22 protein-coding genes are annotated in these 20,360 nt (G+C 46.9%); 8 read left to right on the top strand and 14 right to left on the bottom strand.

The window, feature by feature from the left end; all coding sequences use genetic code 11:
* Positions 1-36: 36 nt before the first annotated feature.
* Entirely contained in the window at positions 37-1,110 is a 1,074-nt protein-coding gene (locus tag KNO70_RS04190; RefSeq protein WP_031423097.1) for a M42 family metallopeptidase, read from the bottom strand.
* Between the two features lie 138 nt (positions 1,111-1,248).
* On the opposite strand from KNO70_RS04190, the gene KNO70_RS04185 reads away from it, so the two are divergent.
* The 4 genes from KNO70_RS04185 to dhaM all read left to right on the top strand — a co-directional run bounded on the left by KNO70_RS04185 (position 1,249) and on the right by dhaM (position 3,602).
* The gene (locus tag KNO70_RS04185) at positions 1,249-1,551 is read left to right on the top strand and encodes a PepSY domain-containing protein (protein WP_012726763.1); all 303 of its coding nucleotides are present in this window, start codon (positions 1,249-1,251) and stop codon (positions 1,549-1,551) included.
* A gap of 102 nt (positions 1,552-1,653) precedes the next feature.
* Entirely contained in the window at positions 1,654-2,631 is a 978-nt protein-coding gene (gene dhaK / locus KNO70_RS04180; protein WP_078147211.1) for a dihydroxyacetone kinase subunit DhaK, read from the top strand.
* 22 nt (positions 2,632-2,653) lie between these two features.
* Positions 2,654-3,241, top strand: a complete 588-nt coding sequence (gene dhaL, locus KNO70_RS04175; protein WP_371328164.1) for a dihydroxyacetone kinase subunit DhaL — start codon at positions 2,654-2,656, stop codon at positions 3,239-3,241.
* A gap of 10 nt (positions 3,242-3,251) precedes the next feature.
* Positions 3,252-3,602 carry a dihydroxyacetone kinase phosphoryl donor subunit DhaM gene (gene dhaM, locus KNO70_RS04170; RefSeq protein WP_251030879.1) on the top strand — a complete coding sequence of 117 codons (351 nt, stop codon included), beginning with the start codon at positions 3,252-3,254 and terminating at the stop codon, positions 3,600-3,602.
* Positions 3,603-3,640: 38 nt separating this feature from the next.
* On the opposite strand, the gene KNO70_RS04165 is transcribed toward dhaM, so the two are convergent.
* Positions 3,641-4,150: a hypothetical protein gene (locus KNO70_RS04165; RefSeq protein WP_240499834.1), complete on the bottom strand. Its 510-nt coding sequence runs from the start codon at positions 4,148-4,150 to the stop codon at positions 3,641-3,643.
* Between the two features lie 105 nt (positions 4,151-4,255).
* The gene (trmB, locus tag KNO70_RS04160; RefSeq protein WP_078147215.1) at positions 4,256-4,903 is read right to left on the bottom strand and encodes a tRNA (guanosine(46)-N7)-methyltransferase TrmB; all 648 of its coding nucleotides are present in this window, start codon (positions 4,901-4,903) and stop codon (positions 4,256-4,258) included.
* Positions 4,904-5,041: 138 nt separating this feature from the next.
* Between trmB and KNO70_RS16345 the strand changes: the two genes are divergently transcribed.
* On the top strand, positions 5,042-5,152 hold the full coding sequence (locus tag KNO70_RS16345) for a hypothetical protein (protein WP_012726769.1): 111 nt from the start codon (positions 5,042-5,044) through the stop codon (positions 5,150-5,152).
* Between the two features lie 35 nt (positions 5,153-5,187).
* On the opposite strand, the gene KNO70_RS04155 is transcribed toward KNO70_RS16345, so the two are convergent.
* From KNO70_RS04155 to pepV, 6 genes are read right to left on the bottom strand one after another with little or no spacing between them, the layout of a single operon-like run.
* Entirely contained in the window at positions 5,188-5,988 is an 801-nt protein-coding gene (locus KNO70_RS04155) for a phosphotransferase family protein (RefSeq protein WP_251024858.1), read from the bottom strand.
* Between the two features lie 43 nt (positions 5,989-6,031).
* Entirely contained in the window at positions 6,032-8,197 is a 2,166-nt protein-coding gene (gene pulA, locus KNO70_RS04150; protein WP_214811283.1) for a type I pullulanase, read from the bottom strand.
* A 19-nt stretch (positions 8,198-8,216) separates the two neighbouring features.
* Complete coding sequence (locus tag KNO70_RS04145) at positions 8,217-9,056, bottom strand: NERD domain-containing protein (protein ID WP_078147217.1); 840 nt, start codon at positions 9,054-9,056, stop codon at positions 8,217-8,219.
* Positions 9,026-9,601, bottom strand: coding sequence for an RNA 2',3'-cyclic phosphodiesterase (gene thpR / locus KNO70_RS04140; RefSeq protein ID WP_078147218.1), 576 nt, complete (start codon positions 9,599-9,601; stop codon positions 9,026-9,028). The genes KNO70_RS04145 and thpR overlap by 31 nt, the downstream gene beginning before the upstream one ends.
* 5 nt (positions 9,602-9,606) lie before the next feature.
* A complete protein-coding gene (locus KNO70_RS04135; RefSeq protein ID WP_078147219.1) occupies positions 9,607-10,758 on the bottom strand; it encodes an MFS transporter in 1,152 nt (383 codons plus the stop codon).
* Between the two features lie 59 nt (positions 10,759-10,817).
* Positions 10,818-12,206: a dipeptidase PepV gene (gene pepV, locus KNO70_RS04130; protein ID WP_205728293.1), complete on the bottom strand. Its 1,389-nt coding sequence runs from the start codon at positions 12,204-12,206 to the stop codon at positions 10,818-10,820.
* Positions 12,207-12,514: 308 nt separating this feature from the next.
* Here pepV and KNO70_RS04125 point away from each other — a divergent pair, with 308 nt between their 5' ends.
* Positions 12,515-12,736: a DeoR family transcriptional regulator gene (locus KNO70_RS04125; protein ID WP_012726776.1), complete on the top strand. Its 222-nt coding sequence runs from the start codon at positions 12,515-12,517 to the stop codon at positions 12,734-12,736.
* A 103-nt stretch (positions 12,737-12,839) separates the two neighbouring features.
* Positions 12,840-13,466 carry a DUF3885 domain-containing protein gene (locus tag KNO70_RS04120; protein ID WP_078147221.1) on the top strand — a complete coding sequence of 209 codons (627 nt, stop codon included), beginning with the start codon at positions 12,840-12,842 and terminating at the stop codon, positions 13,464-13,466.
* A 64-nt stretch (positions 13,467-13,530) separates the two neighbouring features.
* On the opposite strand, the gene KNO70_RS04115 is transcribed toward KNO70_RS04120, so the two are convergent.
* Both KNO70_RS04115 and KNO70_RS04110 read right to left on the bottom strand, forming a co-directional pair.
* Positions 13,531-14,244 carry a pseudouridine synthase gene (locus KNO70_RS04115; protein WP_214687040.1) on the bottom strand — a complete coding sequence of 238 codons (714 nt, stop codon included), beginning with the start codon at positions 14,242-14,244 and terminating at the stop codon, positions 13,531-13,533.
* Positions 14,244-15,941 carry a putative polysaccharide biosynthesis protein gene (locus KNO70_RS04110; RefSeq protein WP_074036450.1) on the bottom strand — a complete coding sequence of 566 codons (1,698 nt, stop codon included), beginning with the start codon at positions 15,939-15,941 and terminating at the stop codon, positions 14,244-14,246. Before KNO70_RS04110 ends, KNO70_RS04115 begins: the two co-directional genes overlap by 1 nt.
* A gap of 143 nt (positions 15,942-16,084) precedes the next feature.
* Between KNO70_RS04110 and KNO70_RS04105 the strand changes: the two genes are divergently transcribed.
* Positions 16,085-17,350, top strand: a complete 1,266-nt coding sequence (locus KNO70_RS04105; protein WP_214730460.1) for a BaiN/RdsA family NAD(P)/FAD-dependent oxidoreductase — start codon at positions 16,085-16,087, stop codon at positions 17,348-17,350.
* A 105-nt stretch (positions 17,351-17,455) separates the two neighbouring features.
* Here the strand turns inward: KNO70_RS04105 and KNO70_RS04100 are convergent, their stop codons facing one another.
* The 3 genes from KNO70_RS04100 to KNO70_RS04090 all read right to left on the bottom strand — a co-directional run bounded on the left by KNO70_RS04100 (position 17,456) and on the right by KNO70_RS04090 (position 20,250).
* Entirely contained in the window at positions 17,456-18,433 is a 978-nt protein-coding gene (locus KNO70_RS04100) for a DUF2268 domain-containing putative Zn-dependent protease (RefSeq protein ID WP_214811280.1), read from the bottom strand.
* A gap of 159 nt (positions 18,434-18,592) precedes the next feature.
* Positions 18,593-19,105 (bottom strand): pyrophosphohydrolase domain-containing protein, encoded by a 513-nt coding sequence (locus tag KNO70_RS04095; RefSeq protein ID WP_147536597.1) that lies wholly within the window; start codon positions 19,103-19,105, stop codon positions 18,593-18,595.
* 17 nt (positions 19,106-19,122) lie between these two features.
* Complete coding sequence (locus KNO70_RS04090) at positions 19,123-20,250, bottom strand: hypothetical protein (RefSeq protein WP_251030064.1); 1,128 nt, start codon at positions 20,248-20,250, stop codon at positions 19,123-19,125.
* Positions 20,251-20,360: the final 110 nt, after the last annotated feature.

The following is a 20,360-nucleotide window of genomic DNA, read 5'->3' as shown; positions in this document are numbered from 1 at the left end:
CGTCCACTCATCTTTCGAGTGAACGGAATGTTTGATTTACAGAGACGGACGTAGCGTTTCAAGTGTCGAACGATCAAGCCGCTTGACCAACGCTTTGAGCAACGCTTTCGCTGCATCGTAGTCATCCGTATGAAGAATCGAGGCGTGTGTATGGATATAACGAGATGCGACGCCAATGACGGCTGTCGGTACCCCTTCTCCGCTCATGTGAACGCGCCCCGCATCGGTACCGCCTGGTGAGACGAAATATTGTGTCTTGATGTTTTCGTCTGAAGCCGTATCGAGTAAGAAATCACGCATTTCAGGAGACATGACCATGACGCGATCTAAAATTCGGATCAATGCTCCCTCACCGAGCTGACCGAACTCCGTTTTACTTCCTGAAGCATCATTGGCCGGTGAAGCATCGAGTACGAGTGCCACATCTGGCTGAATCAATTCAGATGCTGTCTGCGCTCCACGTAATCCGACTTCTTCTTGTACGGTAGCACCCGAGAACAAGATGTTTGGATGATCCGCTTTTGTCGTTTCCTCCAACAATTCGATTGCAAGACCGACGCCATAACGATTGTCCCAAGCTTTGGCCATAATCTTTTTCGGGTGATGAAGTGGGGTAAATGCGCTCGATGGAACAGCAGGGACCCCCGGACGTACACCCCATGACTCTGCTTCTTCTTTCGAATCTGCTCCGATATCGATAAACATCTGCTTGATGTCCATCGGTTTACTCATTGCATCTGGACCTAACAAATGAGGCGGTGTCGAAGCGACGACACCGGGAATTTTACCGTTCGACGTGATGATGTCGAAACGTTGCGCCATGAGCACTTGGCTCCACCAGCCACCGAGTGGTTGTATGTAAAGCATGCCGTTCTCGGTAATCCGTGTCACCATAAAAGCGACCTCATCCATATGTCCGGCTACCATGACTTTCGGTCCCGACTCGTCTCCGACACGTTTTCCAAAAATTGATCCGATGCCATCCGTGACAATTTCATCTGAATGGGGTTCAATTCGTCCACGTACAAATTGACGAACTTCAGACTCGAACCCAGGAGCTCCCGGGAGTTCTGTTAGCGTCTTAAATAAATCTCTCGTCTTCTGATCCATCTTTCATCATCCTTTCCTAACCGTTCTTGTCTCATTATATACAAAAGTTTTGACAGGATGCGAATGCTTTTCATTCCATTCGGGTACAGGTTTTGGTACGATGTACATGATAGCCATAGTTCAAGGGGAGGTAGTCATATGAAAAAAAGGTATTGGTTTATTGGAATCGGGGTTGCCGTCATTGCCGCACTTATGACGAAAAAAGCTTTAGATGAACGTAGCTTATCTGCAGAAAACGCCTTAGAGTACACGAAGCGTGCTTTCTCAGCAAAAGGTCATGTCCAAGGGGCATGGATTTCTGCATCACCGGAGATTTACACATACGACGGTCGTGAATACGACGTCTACAAAGGTGGCATCTCGGTTCTTGAGAACGATGAAGAGAAAACATATGAGTTTACAGTCGACTCTGAGACTGGCGCATTACTCGAATATGCATGACACGAAACCGACGAATGATTCGTCGGTTTTTTTGTTTAGTTCCCTCGAAAGAGTGGAAAATTGAAATTGGTAGTTTTCAATTTAATAAAGGAGTGATCTCGCGTGAAGAAGCTAATCGGTGAAGCAAGTGAACTCGTATCGCAAATGGTTGAAGGGATGGTCCATGCCCATCCTGAAATGTATGGTCGCGTCGACGGTGTGAATGTCATCTGTCGGGCTGACGGAGCGAAGTCTGGAAAAGTCGGTCTCGTATCTGGAGGCGGTAGTGGTCACGAGCCGGCCCACGCTGGATATGTCGGGGACGGTATGCTCGATGCGGCAGTATGTGGGGAAGTGTTCACCTCTCCTACTCCGGACATGGTACTTGAAGGAATCAAAGCAGCTGACGGCGGAAACGGCGTTCTTTTGATTGTGAAAAACTATTCCGGCGACGTGATGAACTTTGAGCTCGCCGCAGAACTGGCCGAAGGTGATGGCATCAAAGTCGACCACGTCGTCGTCGCCGATGATGTCGCCATTTCGAACAAAGAAGATCGACGCGGGGTTGCCGGAACGGTCTTTGTTCACAAAATTGCCGGAGCCGCTGCAGCTAGTGGCAAATCACTTGAAGAAGTCAAATCCATCGCCGAAAAAGTAGCTTCACACGTTCGCTCCATAGGGATGGCCGTGGAACCTTGTTACATGCCTGTCAGTGGTAAACCAGGTTTCGACTTGAACGAGGAAGAGATGGAAATCGGCATCGGGATTCACGGGGAACGTGGTGTCGAGCGGAAACCGACGAGTGATGTCGACCAAATCGTCGACGACCTCCTCAGTCACTTGAAAAAAGAAGTCGAGCCAGGAGAAGTTGCCGTCATGGTGAACGGAATGGGTGGAACGCCGTTGTCTGAGTTATATGTGACCTATCACTTCGTTGCCGAAAAACTGGAAGCTGCTGGGTATACCCTTAAACGGAAGTATGTCGGCAACTACATGACTTCACTCGAGATGCATGGGTTCTCCATCACGTTGCTCCCTCTCGATGATGAGATGACGACGTATCTCGACGCTCCTTCGGCAGCACTTGGATTCAAAATTTAATAAATGAGGTGTTTGGTTTATGTTGACGATTGATCGGATGAAGCAGGCGTTACGTGACGCACAAGTTGGCATCGAAGAACAAAAGGATACGTTGACCGATTTAGACCGGGCCATCGGCGACGGAGACCATGGGATCAACATGTCTCGTGGTTTTGATGCGGTCTCTACTATTCTAGATGAGGATTATGACTCTCTTGGAGCACTTAGTAAAAAGGTCGGGATGACCCTCATGTCGAAAGTCGGAGGCGCGGCCGGACCTTTATACGGTTCAGCTTTCGTGAAGATGGCAACCAAATTCGGGGATGCGACCGAAGCGGACTTTGGCTTACTCAAGGAGGCGCTCCAGGAAGGTTCGAATTCCATCAAAGCACGAGGGAAATCGGAAGTCGGCCAAAAAACGATGGTCGACGTCTGGGACCCGTTCCTCGAGCAAGTCCAACAAGGGGAAGATTATAAACAGAAGTTGGACGAGCTTGTCCAAAAAACAGAGGATATGGTGGCCACGAAAGGAAGAGCCTCTTACTTCGGAGAAAACTCTCGCGGAACCGTCGACCCGGGTGCCCTTTCTAGCTCAATCCTTTTGGCCGCGATTATGAAGGAGGTCGATTGACATCGTTGAATTGATCATCGTCTCGCACAGTGCAAAAATTGCGGAAGGAATCCAAGATTTGATGAAGGAAATGGCACCGTCCGTGCCCATTCATCTAGCCGGTGGCCTTGAAGATGGCGCTATCGGAACGGATGTGAATCGCATCTTATCGGCACTCGACCAGGTCGATGGAGAGGCACTTCTCCTCAGTGATATCGGGTCGGCGACGATGAATGCGGAACTCGCCATCGACATGTACGAAGGTGACAAACATGTCGAATTTTTTGACGGTCCCATTGTCGAGAGTGCCTTCATCGCCTCCGTTTCTTCAGGAAATGGGATGTCACTAACTGATATCGTCGAACAGTTAAAACAACAGTAAAAAGTACCCCGTTCTCTTGAACGGGGTACTTTCATGTCTTATCTTGGGTTGTCATTCTTTTCATATACGGCATTCATATATGAACTTGTTGAATAGAAACGTGGTACAACCAAGAACAAAATGAGTGCCGGAATCGCAATCATTAGAAGCAAGACCAATACCGGTAACCAATAGACGATCTGTTGACCGAGCATGTCGATGTTCGCATCTGCAAACTCTGAGGCCCCTTCTACTTCTACGAGGTCCGCTGATGTAAGAATCTTGTTGTCTGTCGCATCAAAGTAATGATACTCGGTTTTACGTGTGATGAAGATCCCATCACGAATCGTATCGAGCTCTACGACAGCAGCGATGACTTCGTTGCCGTTTGAATGGCGAAGCGTCTCTTCTTTGATGATTTCAGCCGTTCCTTCTTTATAGTCGTAATGCGTTGCTTTCAAATCCTCTTCGAGAGCGTCTAAGAACGCTTCGTTCGCTGAGGTATTCATTGGTGCGATTGTTAGAATGAAGATTACTGCAAGCAGGCTTGCCCATGCTTTTTTCAACATCCCCATGTTCCCCCTTCTCTTATTCCAGTTTAGCGTCATTCCTATTGTACCAAGAAGAAAGAAAAAAGTGTGAAGAAAATACTATTAAAATAAGAAAAAAGCGTGTCAATTTTTCGGACGGAAGACGGCTTCCATTCGGTAAATCGGCTGACCGAGCGCACTGAAGCGCTCTTCATACTCTGTTCGAATATTATCTTCTGGTTCATTGACATGTAAATCTAGTGAAATTTCTGTGAAGAACATCCCGTATTGACTCATGCTCTGAAGCGAATATTCAAACAATCCACGGTTGTCCGTCTTGAAATGAATCTCTCCAGCTTTCGGAAGAATCGCCTCATATGTCGCTAAAAACGTCTTATATGTCAAGCGACGTTTCGCATGTCGTGTCTTTGGCCACGGATCGGAGAAGTTTAAGTAGACGCGATCGACTTCTCCCGCTTCGAAATAGTCGACGAGTCGTTTCGCATCGACCGTCAACACTCTCACGTTCGGCATCGGGGTTTCGACTAATTTTTGTACGATAGAGACGGCTACACTCTCAAACAACTCGATCGCAATAAAGTTCACATCCGGGTGTTGTTGCGCCATCCCTAAAATAAATTGTCCTTTTCCTGAGCCGACCTCGATAAAGAGCGGGTGGTCATTCCCGAATTCAGTGCTCCAGTTACCTTTCAACTGTTCAGGATGTTGAATAAATACATGTTCTTGAGCTTCCATATATTCTTTTGCCCAAGGCTTATGTCGTAAACGCATGAAAATCCTACCTTTCGTTCATCAAATGTTCAAGTTTAATGGGAATATGCACGTTACGGACGAGCAGTCCTCTTGCGATTATACACGAAATCATAGTTTAATGAACGTGAATCATCCTTCACAAGGAGGTTAAATACGATGAGTACTTTAGATCAGTTTCTTATTTTTTATGCAGCTCCACTGACGTTTTTCGCTGGTGTCATCGCCACGTTCGTTTGGGCTTACTTTATGAATCCAGATGACATTTAACACATTCAAAAAGGGGTGGCGAACAGCCATCCCTTTTAATTGATTCGTTCGTACGCCTCATCCATCAGCTCGCGTAGTACATGAAATCCTTCAGTTCGCGCCGAGTCATTCTCTTCCCCATAGATTGTCAAAATCGTTTGGGCGATCGCATACCAATGCATTCGATTGTGGAGCTCACTCGAAACACGTACCCCGTAATGCGAGAACCAGCGCTCCCACTCCACTTCATCCATATAGCTATAGACAACCATCGCCAAATCGAACGCGCGGTCTGCAATGATTGCGTCATCCCAATCCGTCAAGTAGAGTAGGCCGCTCTCATCCTCAATCCAATTATTATGGTTTAGGTCAGAATGACAGACGACAAATTCTTGCTCGTCGACTTTTGGCAAATGGTGCTTTAGCCATTGTACGGCTTCTCCGATGATTCGGTCTGTTTCATCTTGTTCATATGCTTCACACTGACGGAGCAACAAGTGCGGCGTCACCGGTGTGTGGTTCAGCTGTTGCAACATGAATAATAGCTCTTTCGAATTATGAATCTTGCCGAGTTGCGCCGCGACATCAGGTCGCTTCATATCTTCTGGTGAAAGTTCGCGGCCTTCGATAAATTGTTGGGCGCTTAACACGTCCCCGTTAAACATTCGCTTTGTCCAAAGAAGCTTTGGTACGATTCCTTCCGCTGACAAGATTGCCAGAAACGGAGAAGAATTTCGTTTGACAAAAATCTTCTGTTGGCGCGTCGTCGCTACATACGCTTCGCCCGTGATACCTCCGGCTGAAGCGACTGTCCACTCTTTCCCGAGCGCACCGACTATATCTGAATACATATTCATCACGCTCAAATCTTACTTGAATTAAAGAGATACAATCAACATCTTAACACGCGAGAATCGTCATTGACAACGACTCGACTTGAATGTGTGCTGGGTTTCGTGCGAGCGGAACGAGACTTGCCGTTTCTCCTTGAACGTAAACGTTCCATTTCGCATCGCTCTCAAATGAAAGCGAGTCGAACGTACCGTTCACATAGACGCGAACCCGTTGCCACGCATCGTAAGAATGACTGGCCGTCAACTCATAGATAATGACGCCAGGCGGCGATGGGAGAAACGTGAAATGGTCAATGACTTCTTGTCTCGAATCATAGCGGAAACATGTATGGAGTCGCCGTAACTTCAAGAGCGTCTTCACATACTCGATGTCTTTGATCCGTGTGTCACGAAGATCCCAATCAAAATGATTGATGTGATCGGGTGAATTATAACTGTTCTCGACACCATGTTTCGTGCGTCCGAACTCTTGACCGGCATGGATAAACGGGATGCCTTGAGATGTGATGACGACCGCATTGGCAAGACGTTGCATGGCAAGACGAGTCGTTTCATCGACTCCTTCACAAGACAACATTAACTTGTCATAGATCGTATAGTTATCATGGGCTTCGGCATAATTGATGGAATAAGTCGGATTCGGAAAACGACCGACCGTTACGTTCGGAATGTGGACGGTTCCAGTGAGACATTCTCGAAGTTCCCACTCTCGCCACTCATTCCCGGAGATGAATCCACGCTCCCTGTCATTAAACGTCGACCCCTTCAACGCGTCTCGAATCATATCGTTGAAGTGTCCGATACGAGGCATGCGTGCAGCATTTTGTGACGTCGCCTTCAACGACTGTCCAAGCGGTGTCGCCAAGTCCCACCCTTCTCCATAGACGAGAATGGAGGGATCCACCTTATCGAGCGCGGCCCGTACTTGATTCATCGTTTCGACATCATGAATCCCCATCAAATCGAAGCGGAACCCATCCACTTGATAGGTTGTTGCGAAATACGTCACGAAGTCGACAATCATACGTCGCATCATATAGCGTTCTGAGGCCGTGTCATTCCCGACACCGGTTCCGTTCGCTATCGTCCCGTCGTGCTCGTATCGAAAATAATAGTATGGTACGAGCGCTTCGAGTGGGGATTGTTCTCGAATATAAATGTGATTCATCACGACGTCTGTAACGACTCGAAGACCAGCTTGATGCAAGTCAGAGACGAGTGTCGCATATTCGAACACACGACTCATCGGCACATCGGGCCTTGAGGCATAACTTCCTTCAAGTGCGAACCAATGAATCGGGTCGTAGCCCCAGTTGTACGGCATACGCGTCGCCTCATCGACACTTCCAAAATCATGAACAGGAAGCAACTGGACATGAGTCACGCCAAGTTCTTTTAAATAGTCGAGTCCGGCACTATTGCCTTCCTTCGTCCGAACTCCTTTTTCAGATATCCCACCGTATAGTCCTTTTAATTGACTCATCGATGAGGGATGGCTTGTAAAATCTCGGATGTGCAGTTCATAGATGACGGCATCCGTTGCCTTCCGTAAAGGGGGGCGTGCGGTTCGTTCGACCTGTTTATTGACAAATCGTGAGACATCTTGTAGTACGCCATACTCGCCGTTCAAACTGACGGCTCGCGCATAGGGATCGACGACTTGCCTCGTATCGACCGGTGTTTTCACTTCTAAGCGATAAAACATACCTTGGAACGCTTGTGGTATTTCGCCACTCCATTCCCCACGTGCGCCTCGGTTCATGTGAAATCGCTCAATTTCTCTGTGATTCGTATCATCATGTACCGTAATCCACATGGATAAAGCAACCGGAGACCATACCGTCACTTCCATTCCGTGCGGTCTAAACGATACGCCGAGTGGGCCATCATATGAGAAACGACGTTCGAATTCCTCTGATCGGACGATTTCTCGTGGTATGACAACCGTCATCTTGTGACCCGGATGGCAGACGGTGTATAACGTTTCCAAAGAGATTGGTTCGTTTAAACGAAGGATTTGTTCAACCTTCCCAGATTCCGTCACAAACTGTTGCTCGACGAGGTAGTCGACCGGGCGTCCATTCTGTTCGATTTGTACTGGAACGGATTCATATTCGCGCACAATCTCAAGTTGTATGGTCTCAAATGATACGAAAGACGCGCTCTCGATGGTCACATGTGAGGCGGTCTTTTGATCTGGTGTATGATGCATATGCGTCCCTTCCTCTCAATCACTGATCCATGAATTGACGAAACGGCAACTTGGCAGTCACTTCTAATATGGTAGCAACGTCACGAATCTGCTGTGCTTTTACAATCGGTGCACGACCGTTCACTTGTTTCATCCATTCCGTATATTCATTACGACCGATATATTGGGTCGATCGAACACTTGGAACGTTATCAAAATATCCATTTGTCGCAATGACGACTTTTTGTAACACGCCCGCATAATGCGGTAGAACTTGACGAATCAGTTCCTCTGTCCGTGTCAATGCAATCAGCGGGTTCACTACACGGGTATTTTCCCCTTTCAGCGGTTGATGAACCCATGTCTTCTCTTTCGATATGTGATAGATGCTTCGATCGCCTTCAAGCCATTCTACGATATAAAGGTGCGTCGGTCCGACGATGACATGACTCAATTCAACCATCGCACCATTCCATTCGATGACCGGTCGATACAAGAAAAAGTGTCGTTCGTTCCAATCGGTGCGCATCACACGATAAGCAAAGTCACGAATAAACGCCAGATGCGGTAAATCTGTCTCAAGCACCCCTTCACAAGCGAATTGAAGCTTTTGGATATGCCGGCGCTCTCGTAACAACTTTTGATATTGTGATTCAGAGAGCGGCTTCGGCTCCAATTCGATTCGTTCCGTCTTCGCCCAAAACTTCCACCACGGTCGGTCAATTTCGAGCACTTCGACCGGGTTTAAGCGATTGTTTTCATGAAGGCGCTGTAGACGTGCCGTATCGGACTCTACATATTCCAAATAACGATTATATTGATCTAATACATCACGTTCATATTTTGAGATTACGTCAAAAATTTTAACCGGGATTGCCATATATCCTCCTCTGGCCGTCTTAGCGGAAATACGTCTACTGCTCGGTAAGCAGGTGTATGAATCGGCTGTACTTCATATAAAATTAATTCTTCTACTGATTCCGTCGCGTGAAATTCAGGGGGGACGTACGGGACACGCTCCCCTTCGCCCCATTTTTTAGCGAGCGTCACGTGAGGGACAAACGACTTCCGGTCCAATCTTGGAATCACATCAACTAGTTCATGGCGGAGGGTATGCGCCAACCGTTGAAGGGGTTCGGAGTCATCCGGAACAATGGTCAAAACGCGGGGCCGATCCGGTCGCCCAAAATGGTCGATGGCTCGAAACTCCAACGTGAATGGTAATGTTTTCGCACAAATTCTACGCGTGATTTCTTTTACTTCGTCTAATTCATCCCCATCCACGCTTCCTAAAAATTGCACTGTGATATGGAACTCTTCCGGTCGATAGATTCTTCGATACGAATAATAAGGTAAGATGGTTTGCTGTACGTCAACCAATTCAGTCGCTTCAATGGGAATCGCAATAAAGTAATGCGTACTCATCTCATTCATCCTTTCAGATTGCGACGTGACATTCCGATCCAAATCAACGCTCCTAGTGCCGTGACGATGGTATACATCCAAAACACGCCTAAAATATCGTCAAGTTCAATGATTTTACCACTCAGCATATTAAATCCAGCTGTCGCGAGCCCGGACGTCAATGCCATATATACCCCGATGGCCGTCGAGGAAACTTGCCGATCGACGAGCGTCCGAACGAATTGAAGTGCGACGGGAATCAAAAGTCCGACGACGAGACCTTGTGCAATCGCGAGGAGCCACACGACCCAAATCGGTGGTTCTAACGCAAGTACCCCGTTTCGAACTACCGAGATGATAGCGGCCCCGACAAGAACGCTGACGTTTCCATAGCGTTCAACCAATTGGGACGCCACTTTCATAAACGGGATTTCAAATAACACTGCCACGAGGAATAGCGTTCCGACCAACGTCGTCGAGCCACCGCTGTTTGTCACGTAAAGGCCGAAATAATAGTTATTCGCGTAAATCGGTCCAAAGACGAGCATCCCACCACATAAGAAGAACACAAAGCGTTTGTTCCAAACAGCCGTCCATGAGAGCGGCGCCAACGTCACATCGCGAATCGAACTTTTCTCAGGAATCATTCGAACAAATACGCTGCCAAGTATTAGTAAAACAGCGCTCAACACGAATGTACTAGCCAGTCCCCACGTGCTATCAGATATTCGTCCCATTGCAAAGACGGCAATGGCAAATCCCGCTGAGCCATAGAGTCGAATTGCACCGTAATCAACTTTCGACCGCGTCGTATAGTCGAGTGTCATCATGTCCACAAGCGGGATGTGAGCACATTGGAAAACGGACCAAATCACCATAAGTATGACAATCCAAATGTAAGAGGTCGCCACTAAAAACGTGAGAGAAATGAGTGCGGCGCTCAGCATCGCCAAAATCAACCAAGCACGGACTCTCCCCGTCCGGTCGGTCAACATCCCCCACAATGGTTGCACGCCGATGGATAGAATCGGTAAGATGGCCACCACAATCCCGACTTGGCTAGGTGTCAACCCAAACTTAGTTTGTGAAAAGTATAAGGTCATATAAGGGATCAATGCCCCTTGCGCGAAGAATATCGCGACGTATACAGACTGAAACATTCTTTTTTGCGAATCCAATGATAACTTCCTTCCTAAAGGACAGAGAGCCGACTATACCAGCCAGCTCTCCTTGTTTCTTATTTAGCGAGCTCGTAAATGGCCTCAGCATAGATTGCCGCGGCACGTAATAAATCTTCTATCTCCATATATTCATCGACCTGATGCGCCACATCTTTAGCACCTGGGAACAATGCACCAAATGCGACACCTGCCTCGAGCGAACGTGCATACGTACCGCCTCCGATGGCCATCAAGTTTGCATGTTCTCCCGTTTGACGCTCGTACACGCCTGCTAGTGTCTTCACGAGTGGGTGATCTTCTGCCACATGATGAGGCGGCATATGTTGACGGGTCTTCAACTCGAACCCAAATGACAAAGCGATTTCACGTAGGTTTTGTAACCGTTCTTCGAATTTGGCCGTATACGGATAGCGAATGTTGACCGTCGCCGTACGCTCTTCTTCATTGTATCGGAAGACGCCGCCATTAATCGTCAAGTCGCCCGTCTCATCGCTCGCTTCAATCCCAAGCGAAATCCCACGAGAATCGGCGAATACGTGACGGACGAATTCAACATAGCGCTCGCCTTGAATATCAAGTGGAAGATGTAACAAGAATCCAGCGAGGACGTAGGCCGCGTTGACCCCGTTATCCGGTTCCATCGCGTGCGCCGCTTTTCCTTTCATCGTAAACGTATATGTGCCACGGTCGTATTCACACGTTCCGTCCGCTTCATATTTTTCGAGATAGGCCTCGAACTTCTCCTCGAGTACCTCATCCGTCTTCAATTCGGCTTTCGCGAAGTCCGGCACCATATTCGGACGCTCCCCACTCGTGAATGACACGAGATGGTAGGCAGAACCTGGTACACGTTGAATCGGTAATTGAGTCAACACACCATCATACAACCCTTTTTCAGCATTGATGATCGGGAAATCCGCATCTGGCGCAAATCCATACGTCGGCATTTGTTCTTGTTTGAAATACTCGCGGACACAGCGCCATTCGCTCTCTTCATCGCAACCTGCAATCAAACGGACCCGCTTTGAAAGTGGTAGCCCGAGCTCTTTGACAATTCGTAGCCCGTAGTATGCAGCCATAGATGGCCCTTTATCATCGTTACTTCCGCGTGCCACAATTTTCCCATCAGTCGTGATGGTCGGGTTGAACGCGCCATACGTCCATCCATCCCCTGCTGGGACGACGTCAAGGTGACATAGGATGCCGACAATTTCCTCCCCGTCTCCATACTCCAAATGTCCCGCGTAACCTCCGACATCTTTTGTTTTAAATCCATCTCGCTCACCGATTTCAAACATGTAGTCAAGTGCTTGACGAACCTCCGGACCAAACGGCATGTTCGGTGCAGCTTTCGATTCATCGAGTACGCTAGGGATTTGAAGTAACCCTTTCAAATCTTCTAAAAATGCGTCTTTACGATTGTCGACTTCCTGTCTCCAATTCATGTTCATCTCCCCTTTTGCGAATGTTCTCTCTCTTACTAGTATATCCAAATGTATGAAAGACGAACATTCATTTAGAAAAGTTTTTTTCGTTCGTGTTTCAGCTTCTTTTCGATGTAAAAATATAATCTTCATTCGATATTTACGTTCATAATCAAATCTTTACAAACAGATTGTTCGTGCTTTCCACTTGCATTTTTGCTCAAGAGCGGTATACTAAAGGTGTAATTTTAGAAAATAACAATTTTATATTTCATTTTGTCGTCTGTAGGTATGGTTTATTATTATTCTACACATTGGGAGGTTATCCAATGAAAGGCTCAACAGATCGGATGTTAACGCGCATCAAGTCCATTTATTTGTTCATCAATGAAAGGGAATCCGTTACCACTTCAGAACTAGTAGAAGAGTTCGGCATCACGTCACGTACCGTGCAACGTGATTTGAACGTACTTGAGTACAATAACCTTGTGGAGAGCCCTAGCCGTGGCACGTGGACTTCATCAAAACGTTCACTCAAGACGGCAAATTGAATTGTATATGTATATTCAAGAGACCTGCATGCTAGGTCTCTTTTTTATGAATGAAGGTTTTGTGGTTTTAGATTGTATCAATTGCTTAAGATGAGGTGATGATGTGAAAGAAGAAATAATGAAGTACATAGAGGACAATTTCCCAAACCTATCTGGAGAAGTCCATCTAAGATTCGAACTTGGCGAACCGTATAAAAACGGAACGGATGAGAGAATAGAGCAAGTTGTAAACAGAGTAACTACATTGTTCGAGGAAGTGTTTCAATCTGATGATTACATCCATATCTTTATCAAGGATTGGAACGAAACAGAGGACATCATGTTCGGGAATACCACTCCCGAATATTTGTATGGTTTATTCATGAAACAACAGATTGAAGAAGAAACGTTATTTGAATTAAATGAAGATATTGACGAAATAACAGGGGAATTTATAGAAATCAAACATGAATATAAAGCAAAATTTGTATCCTCGCAGATCAAGTCAATCTCTTACGAGAAAATCCTTAGAGGTATAGGAAATTACGAGCAAGGAAGAGAACCTTCAATTGGACAAGCTGTTTACTTTATTAGCACCGAAAAGAACATCGTGTTTCAAATGTACGATGATCGAGGTTGTATCATAAGTTCAAATGAAGTTGAACCACTTGTTCCTTTGTATCACAGATATAACGACTGGTTGGTTGACTCTTGGCGTGATGATTTTGATGCCATTTTCAAAAAGATATAATCGAAAAACAGAGCTTTTTATACAAAAAGAGAATCCGTCCCATCAGACAGATTCTCTCATCTTCTTATGATTGAAGAAACAGTTGAACTTCTTCTTCCGTCAACTCACGATATGCCCCGAGCTCAAGCGTCTCATCGAGTTCTAACTTTCCGATTTGAACACGCTCCAATCGTTCGACATGTTTGCCGACCGCCGCGACCATTCGTTTCACTTGGTGATATTTCCCCTCAGACAACGTGAGGCGAATGACCGACCGACGTCCGCTCTTGCTCAGTATTTCAAGACGGGCCGGCTTCGTCGTATATCCGTCCTCTAACTCGACCCCATTCGCGAACGTCTTGATATCCTCTACTGTCATCTCCCCGTCGACCTCGGCGATGTATACTTTGTCGACGTGCTTGCGAGGTGACATGAGCGCATGATTGAATGCGCCATCGTTTGTGATGAGGAGCAGTCCCGTCGTGTCCTTATCGAGACGACCGACCGGGAAGAGGTCATAATGGGTATACTCAGAATCAATCAAGTCGATGACTGTCGTCTCGACTTGATCTTCAGTCGCACTGATGACCCCTTCCGGCTTGTTCATCATGAAATAGATGTAGGGACGATACTCAACCACTTCCCCGAACACCGTGACTTTCTCTGATGCTGGGTCGACGTGCCGTTTCGCATCTTTTACAGGTGTCTCATCGACTCGCACTGCTCCTTGTTTCAATAAGATTTTTACATCTTTTCTTGAACCATATCCCATGTTCGATAGCAATTTATCAATTCGCATTATCCGTTCCTCCGATATTCAAAGCGTTTCCCTAGTAATTTCCCTGCGAGATGGCTCCGCCACCCGAGGTATCCATATACGAGAACGCCGATTGTCACTCCCACGATTGTCGCAAAAATGTCGTTCCCCCAACTCGCCTCATCATTCATTGTAACGAGAAGAGAGAGGAAGACGGCAGCGAACATCGCCCCACCCATCAAGAACATCAAGATGGTGCGACGAAGCAGTTGCTTATACGGGAAGTGGAGCGTTCGTTGAATCATCCATACCATGAGAATAATGGCTACGATGTATCCAGCGATGGTCGCGTACCCGGCTCCGATTCCGCCGAGCCAATAGACGAGCGGTACGTTCAATGCAAGTTTCGTCAACAGTCCCATCGATGTGGCAAAGATGGTGAAGTACTGACGGTTAATCCCTTGGAGAATCGCAGCCGCGACCGAGTAATAGGCCAAGAAGAAGGCACTTGGTGCGTAGTGGAACAAGTATACCCATCCTTCACGGTCACCCGGGAACAAGGTGCCAAACAATGGCTCCGCAAGTGCTACGAGACCAATGACCGCAGGAATCGTTACGAAGAACGAGACTTGGAAAATATGGTTTACTTGATTCCGAACTTTTTGCATGTCCCCCGTCGTGAACGAACGAGTCACAAGCGGGATCGTCGCCATCGATACACTCGCCGCGACAGAGACTGGAATCAACACAATTTTATGGGCGTTCCCGGTCAAAAAGCCATACGCCGACGTTGCTTCAGAAACGGTCGCACCCGTACTGAGCAACGTATTGACCATCGTCAACTGGTCAATCAATTGATAGAGAGGGGTCGATACCCCGACCATCACGATTGGAATCGAATAGCTAAGCAATTCGAGCAACAACGATTTCATCGAGCGGACCGGTGTGCCCGCCGGATTCTCTGTCTGACGATGAATGTCTTTTCGACGTTTCCAATACATGATGAGCACGGCGAAACTACCGATTGCCCCGATGAATGCACTGAACGTCGCAATCGTGACGGCAATGACTTTCAACCCGTTCAATTCAGTCGTTTCAACAGATTGCGTCCCTCCAAGGGCATTGGCAATCGGTTGAATGAAGTTTGAATCCGCAAAGACGAACAAGACGAGCATCGTTCCACTGAGGAGGAACAGGATGCGTACAATCTGTTCGACCACTTGTGAGATTGCCGTCGGTGCCATGTCTTGATGTCCCTGGAAATAACCACGTACCATACTCATCGCCGGGATGAGCAGTAAGGCAAAACTGACGCTTCGTGTCACGAGGGTGAGTGAGTCAATGTATTGCTGATTGTTCTCCGAGTTTCGGACCATCAGTTCGGATAGCCATGGTGCCGCAAAAAAGAGTAATAAAAAAGCGACGACACCGGTCGCAAGCATCAGCTTCATCCCTTGTCGGAACAGTCGTTGACTCGTCCCGTATTCTCCTAGTGCATTATATTTTGCGATAAATTTCGAAACGGCAACGGGAATCCCTGCCGTCGAAATGGAGATCATGATCGCATAATACGTATATGCAGCTTGATATAATGTCACTCCGGCAATCCCGACCATCGCTTGGAACGGAAAGGTATACAATAGTCCTAACATTCGGGAAATCAAGTTTCCCGCTGATAAAAGAAGCGTTCCTTTGACGAAGGAGGCTCTTCCAGAATCTTGTTTGGCGCTTGATGACATGAGGTACCTCCATCTATAAATCAACGATTTCAATGAATTCGGTTTTACAAAACAACCGCTTCTCATTATACTCTTACTGTTACGGATAATAAAGTTACGATAATTTTACTAATCATATAGGTGAAGAAATGAGGAGATACCCTATGAAAGATGTCATCGTCATCGGTGGAGGGCCGAGCGGGCTCATGGCAACATATGCAGCGGCAAAAAGTGGCGCTTCGACCTTGCTGATTGATAAAGGTTCAAAACTTGGTCGAAAATTGGCCATTTCAGGTGGAGGACGTTGTAACGTCACGAACCGAAAGCCAATCGATGAATTGATTCAGTTCATCCCAGGCAATGGTCGTTTCTTATACAGCGCTCTTGCTCAGTTCGACAATCAATCGATTATCGACCTCTTCACTGGATTCGGGATTCCGTTGAAAGAAGAGGACAACGGGCGCATGTTCCCTGTGACGGATAAGGCACAGGATGTGGTCAACACGTTGCTTCGGGCGATTGAAGACCTCGGCGTCGAGATTCGAAAAAAGGCTGAAGTCAAAACGCTACATTTTAATGAAGAAAACGAGTTTCATGCGGTCGAGTTGATGGACGGTGAGATGCTCGAGGCGAAAGCTTGCGTCGTCGCGGTCGGCGGTCAGTCTGTCCCGCACACCGGTTCGACCGGGGACGGCTATCCATGGGCAGAGAAGGCAGGACATACCATCACGGAACTCTTCCCAACAGAGGTGCCAATCAAATTGAATGACGCGTTCATCGGAACGAAACAACTTCAAGGACTATCGTTACGGGACGTCGCGTTGACCGTGCACGGCAAAAAAGGAAAGGCCATCAAGACGCACCAAGGCGACATGATCTTTACCCATTTCGGGATCTCTGGTCCAATCGCGCTCCGTTGCAGTCAATATACGATCAAAGAACGAAAGCGAAGCAAAGAACAGGTCGTCCTCTTGTCACTCGACTTCTTCCCGGACACGTCACGAGATGCGCTCGTTCAGGAACTGTGGAACCAAGTACAGAGCCAACCGAAGCGTGCCGTTAAAAATGTATGGAAAGGCTACATCCCTGAGCGACTTCTTGACTTATTGCTCGAAGAACTCGCATTTGGAGAAGAAGATGCGAGTCAGTTGAAAAAGCAATCCGTCATTGATTTCGCAACACGTTTGAAAATGTTCGAGATGCACGCCGTCGGGACACTCGACTTTGATAAAGCGTTCGTCACAGGTGGCGGCGTTTCGGTTAAAGAAGTTGCGCCACAGACGATGATGTCAAAGAAAGCACCCGGCCTTTTCTTTGCCGGTGAAGTGCTCGACATTCATGGATACACAGGTGGCTACAACATCACGGCCGCTTTCACAACGGGACATTGTGCCGGATCGCACGCAGCTGAACTGGCGACAGAGCGGTAAAGGGTTCGGTCTAACGTATTGGCTACGTACTATTATGCTCACTAACAATCAAAAGGCTTGATCCTGTCTCATTCAGGATAAAGCCTTTTTCACATCCTTTTCGACTTAATTTTCCAATTCCATCACATCTCGATATTTGTATCCTTCTAAAATTTCATGACCTTCTTTGAACGTCCATTCGGGAATCGACAGCTCTGGGTGCGCCGTCAAATAGTCATGGAGCACATCCCTCCCTAGAATATAGTTACTCCAACGTGGCATATCTTTTTGATAATTACCGACTACAAAATCGGTGTGGGACGTTTCATAATCATTCACTCGGCTCGCGATATGTTCCATGGTCGCATCATCGATTGGTGCATACCATGGTGGAATTACCCCTTTGACAATGCGGTCGGCAAACGTATCGGCTTTCCCTTCAATGATGACAGAATCAAGAATTGTATTAAGACGGAACTCAGGTTGATCATAAAGAATCAGATGATGATACTCATGAGCCGTCGAATGGGCTAGCACACCTTTGTCAAAATCTGTATCGAGAAACAAGATGAAGGTATCATTATAGGCTTGGCCGGCCACACCTTCCAACGCTTCACTATCGTAGAAGAATTCAGGATTGTAAGGGGCAACAAACACCATACCCTTCTTTTTAGGAAGGATTTGATTTGAATCTTCGTATGTCGATGCAATAATCTCTTTAATCTCGTCGTGCTGATTGATTAACGTATCCAGTTGCTTCAGCAATTGTTGCTTATGAGGAGTCGGATTTAATAAAAAATTTGTTTTGATGAGGGATGTATCAATCTTTTCTTCCTGTCCGACCTCCCCTATGTAATCTAATACATACTTTTTAAAGTTCTGTTTGTTCTCCTCCGCATCGGTTGTTTCAAGGGATGCATTCAAATATTGTTGGTATTGGGTGTAAAGCGGAACGATTGTCAATTCATTCTCTTCGTTTATTTTTATCGTTTCGATTGAAACATCAGGCTCAGACGTTTTTTCATCATCACTACATGCTGCTAACAGAAGTACTGAACTACAACATAGAATACCGAATAATTTTTTCAGCTGAATGACCTCCATCTCAATAATCAATATTCATCGCTCGCTTGCTTATGTTAAATTATACCATAAATTACTCTTATGACCTTTCCGATACCCTCTAATAACATGATATCGTCACGACCACAACAATAAAAAACGACTCGAACCCTTTCTAATGAGGGCTCAAGCCGTTTATGATTATTCTTTCCCTGCGATTTGACGACGCACTTCTTTTTCGAGCTCCGGCTCCGGTGGCATCCATCCTTCAGGTTTCATAACTTTATTGTCCGACTCGCGTAAAATCGGCTTCCCGTCCGGTCCAAGTTTCGCCATATTGGCACGCTGGACAATTTCAAACAACGGAACGGGATCGAGTCCGAGTTCAACGAAACTGCCCATCACAAAATATAACGCGTCCGTTAACGCATCCCCTTGTCCGACGAGACGTTCCACATCATCCGATGGCGGTGCGTCTTGTAATGATTTTTGGACTGCTTTCTGGAATCCTACTTGGAATTGCTCGATGGCTTGTAAAAACTCTTCTTCCGATTGCGATGATTGATGCAAAAACTCGACGACCGCTTCCTCTGCCGTCCAAACCGAGCGTTTTGTCGCACGATCAAGCGTCAACGGTTGCGGCGATTTTGCTCCTGGATGTCCAAAAGTTTCATGAAATTGTTTCACTTCTTCAAAAAAGTAACGTTTGCTCATCTGTTCTTCCCCCATTGTTAGTCCACAGACACGAATGCATCCAAATCGAATACTTCCGGGTGGACGATTGCAAAGATTTCATTGTCTTGTAAAAACATACCGGTCGAGTCATATACGCGAGGCGTCACCATCTGACCGTTGATGGTCTCTTCTTCCGGATTGACTGTGTAGAGGACGAGCTCTTCTGAGTCGAGCACGTAGATGCGTCCTTGTCGCTCGACAAGGCCGACTCCTTCGAATCGCTCAAACTTCTGTTGGATCGAGGCGCTCATCCCGTCAGCAGACAACGCTTGGCGTGAATCAAGCATCCATTCGGTTTCGGGCTCTTGATTCTCTTCTTCCACTTGTTGTTCGTTCAACTCATTTTCAGGCGCGTCTTCAGATACAGCCGATTCGCTCGAGGCGTCGTCATTCGTCGAGACGTTCTCTGTCGTTGTGTCTTCCGATGATTCTTCTGTTTTTGGAGTAGCCGTGTCAGCATCAGTTGACGCTTCTGATGATTTGTCATCGGCTGGAGTCTCCGGTTCGATCTCCCGTTCTTCGATATAAAGGAGCTCAAGGTCCGGTGTATCCGCCAAGCGATTCATCATGAACAGACGCTTCGATTCCCGGTCATAACCAAGACCAAAGATTCGGTCTTCCGACACGAGTCCTTTGATTTGTTTACGTGGTCTCTCGACCCAGCGTCCTTCTTCTCGCTCGATTGTAATGAGCGTACCGTTCGCTGAGACCGCATACACAAGATCTTCTTCGACCATGCGCATTCCGATAAAATCATCGAGGCGCTGTTTCCCTGAATTCTCAAGTTGAAGCACCGAATTGACGCGCGTTCCGTTTCCACTCACCTCAAAAAATTCAGCTTGTTCGGTTAAGACCAAATATGCCCCGATCGTGTCACTGTAGTACACTTCATCGATTTGACTGATTTGTTCGAGGGCATCGGTCGTATCGATATCTTCATCATCCTGCGCCGCTTCCACGGGTGGAAGGGATGCCGTTTGATGACTCGTTTGAATATCAATTTTTTCAAATGTCGAGGCGACCTGTCGTTGAATCTCTTCATCTGAAAAGACAAAAACATAACAAAGGATCACACCGACCACGACGGCACATAGTGTCGTGTATAGCACATAAGAACGTTTCATGGACATGTCGTCCCCTTCTACTTCAGTATCGCCCTTTAGTGTATCAAAACCGTCCATAAAAGAAAATGACCTCACCAAAAAGAAAAGAATGTGCGACAATGTCACACATT

Source organism: Exiguobacterium sp. s181 (genome assembly GCF_018617125.1).
Taxonomy (GTDB): Bacteria; Bacillota; Bacilli; order Exiguobacteriales; family Exiguobacteriaceae; genus Exiguobacterium; species Exiguobacterium profundum.
Note: the sequence above shows the minus strand (reverse complement) of the source record. Positions and strands in the feature narration are given on the sequence as shown.

Bases quoted from the DNA above. Each gene is read 5' to 3' on its own strand.
- KNO70_RS04190 (WP_031423097.1), bottom strand. From the start codon at position 1,110: ATGGATCAGAAGACGAGAGATTTATTTAAGACGCTAACAGAACTCCCG.
- KNO70_RS04185 (WP_012726763.1), top strand. From the start codon at position 1,249: ATGAAAAAAAGGTATTGGTTTATTGGAATCGGGGTTGCCGTCATTGCC.
- KNO70_RS04165 (WP_240499834.1), bottom strand. From the start codon at position 4,150: ATGTTGAAAAAAGCATGGGCAAGCCTGCTTGCAGTAATCTTCATTCTA.
- trmB (WP_078147215.1), bottom strand. From the start codon at position 4,903: ATGCGTTTACGACATAAGCCTTGGGCAAAAGAATATATGGAAGCTCAA.
- KNO70_RS16345 (WP_012726769.1), top strand. From the start codon at position 5,042: ATGAGTACTTTAGATCAGTTTCTTATTTTTTATGCAGCTCCACTGACG.
- KNO70_RS04155 (WP_251024858.1), bottom strand. From the start codon at position 5,988: ATGAATATGTATTCAGATATAGTCGGTGCGCTCGGGAAAGAGTGGACA.
- pulA (WP_214811283.1), bottom strand. From the start codon at position 8,197: ATGCATCATACACCAGATCAAAAGACCGCCTCACATGTGACCATCGAG.
- KNO70_RS04145 (WP_078147217.1), bottom strand. From the start codon at position 9,056: ATGGCAATCCCGGTTAAAATTTTTGACGTAATCTCAAAATATGAACGT.
- thpR (WP_078147218.1), bottom strand. From the start codon at position 9,601: ATGAGTACGCATTACTTTATTGCGATTCCCATTGAAGCGACTGAATTG.
- pepV (WP_205728293.1), bottom strand. From the start codon at position 12,206: ATGAATTGGAGACAGGAAGTCGACAATCGTAAAGACGCATTTTTAGAA.
- KNO70_RS04125 (WP_012726776.1), top strand. From the start codon at position 12,515: ATGAAAGGCTCAACAGATCGGATGTTAACGCGCATCAAGTCCATTTAT.
- KNO70_RS04115 (WP_214687040.1), bottom strand. From the start codon at position 14,244: ATGCGAATTGATAAATTGCTATCGAACATGGGATATGGTTCAAGAAAA.
- KNO70_RS04110 (WP_074036450.1), bottom strand. From the start codon at position 15,941: ATGTCATCAAGCGCCAAACAAGATTCTGGAAGAGCCTCCTTCGTCAAA.
- KNO70_RS04105 (WP_214730460.1), top strand. From the start codon at position 16,085: ATGAAAGATGTCATCGTCATCGGTGGAGGGCCGAGCGGGCTCATGGCA.
- KNO70_RS04100 (WP_214811280.1), bottom strand. From the start codon at position 18,433: ATGGAGGTCATTCAGCTGAAAAAATTATTCGGTATTCTATGTTGTAGT.
- KNO70_RS04095 (WP_147536597.1), bottom strand. From the start codon at position 19,105: ATGAGCAAACGTTACTTTTTTGAAGAAGTGAAACAATTTCATGAAACT.
- KNO70_RS04090 (WP_251030064.1), bottom strand. From the start codon at position 20,250: ATGAAACGTTCTTATGTGCTATACACGACACTATGTGCCGTCGTGGTC.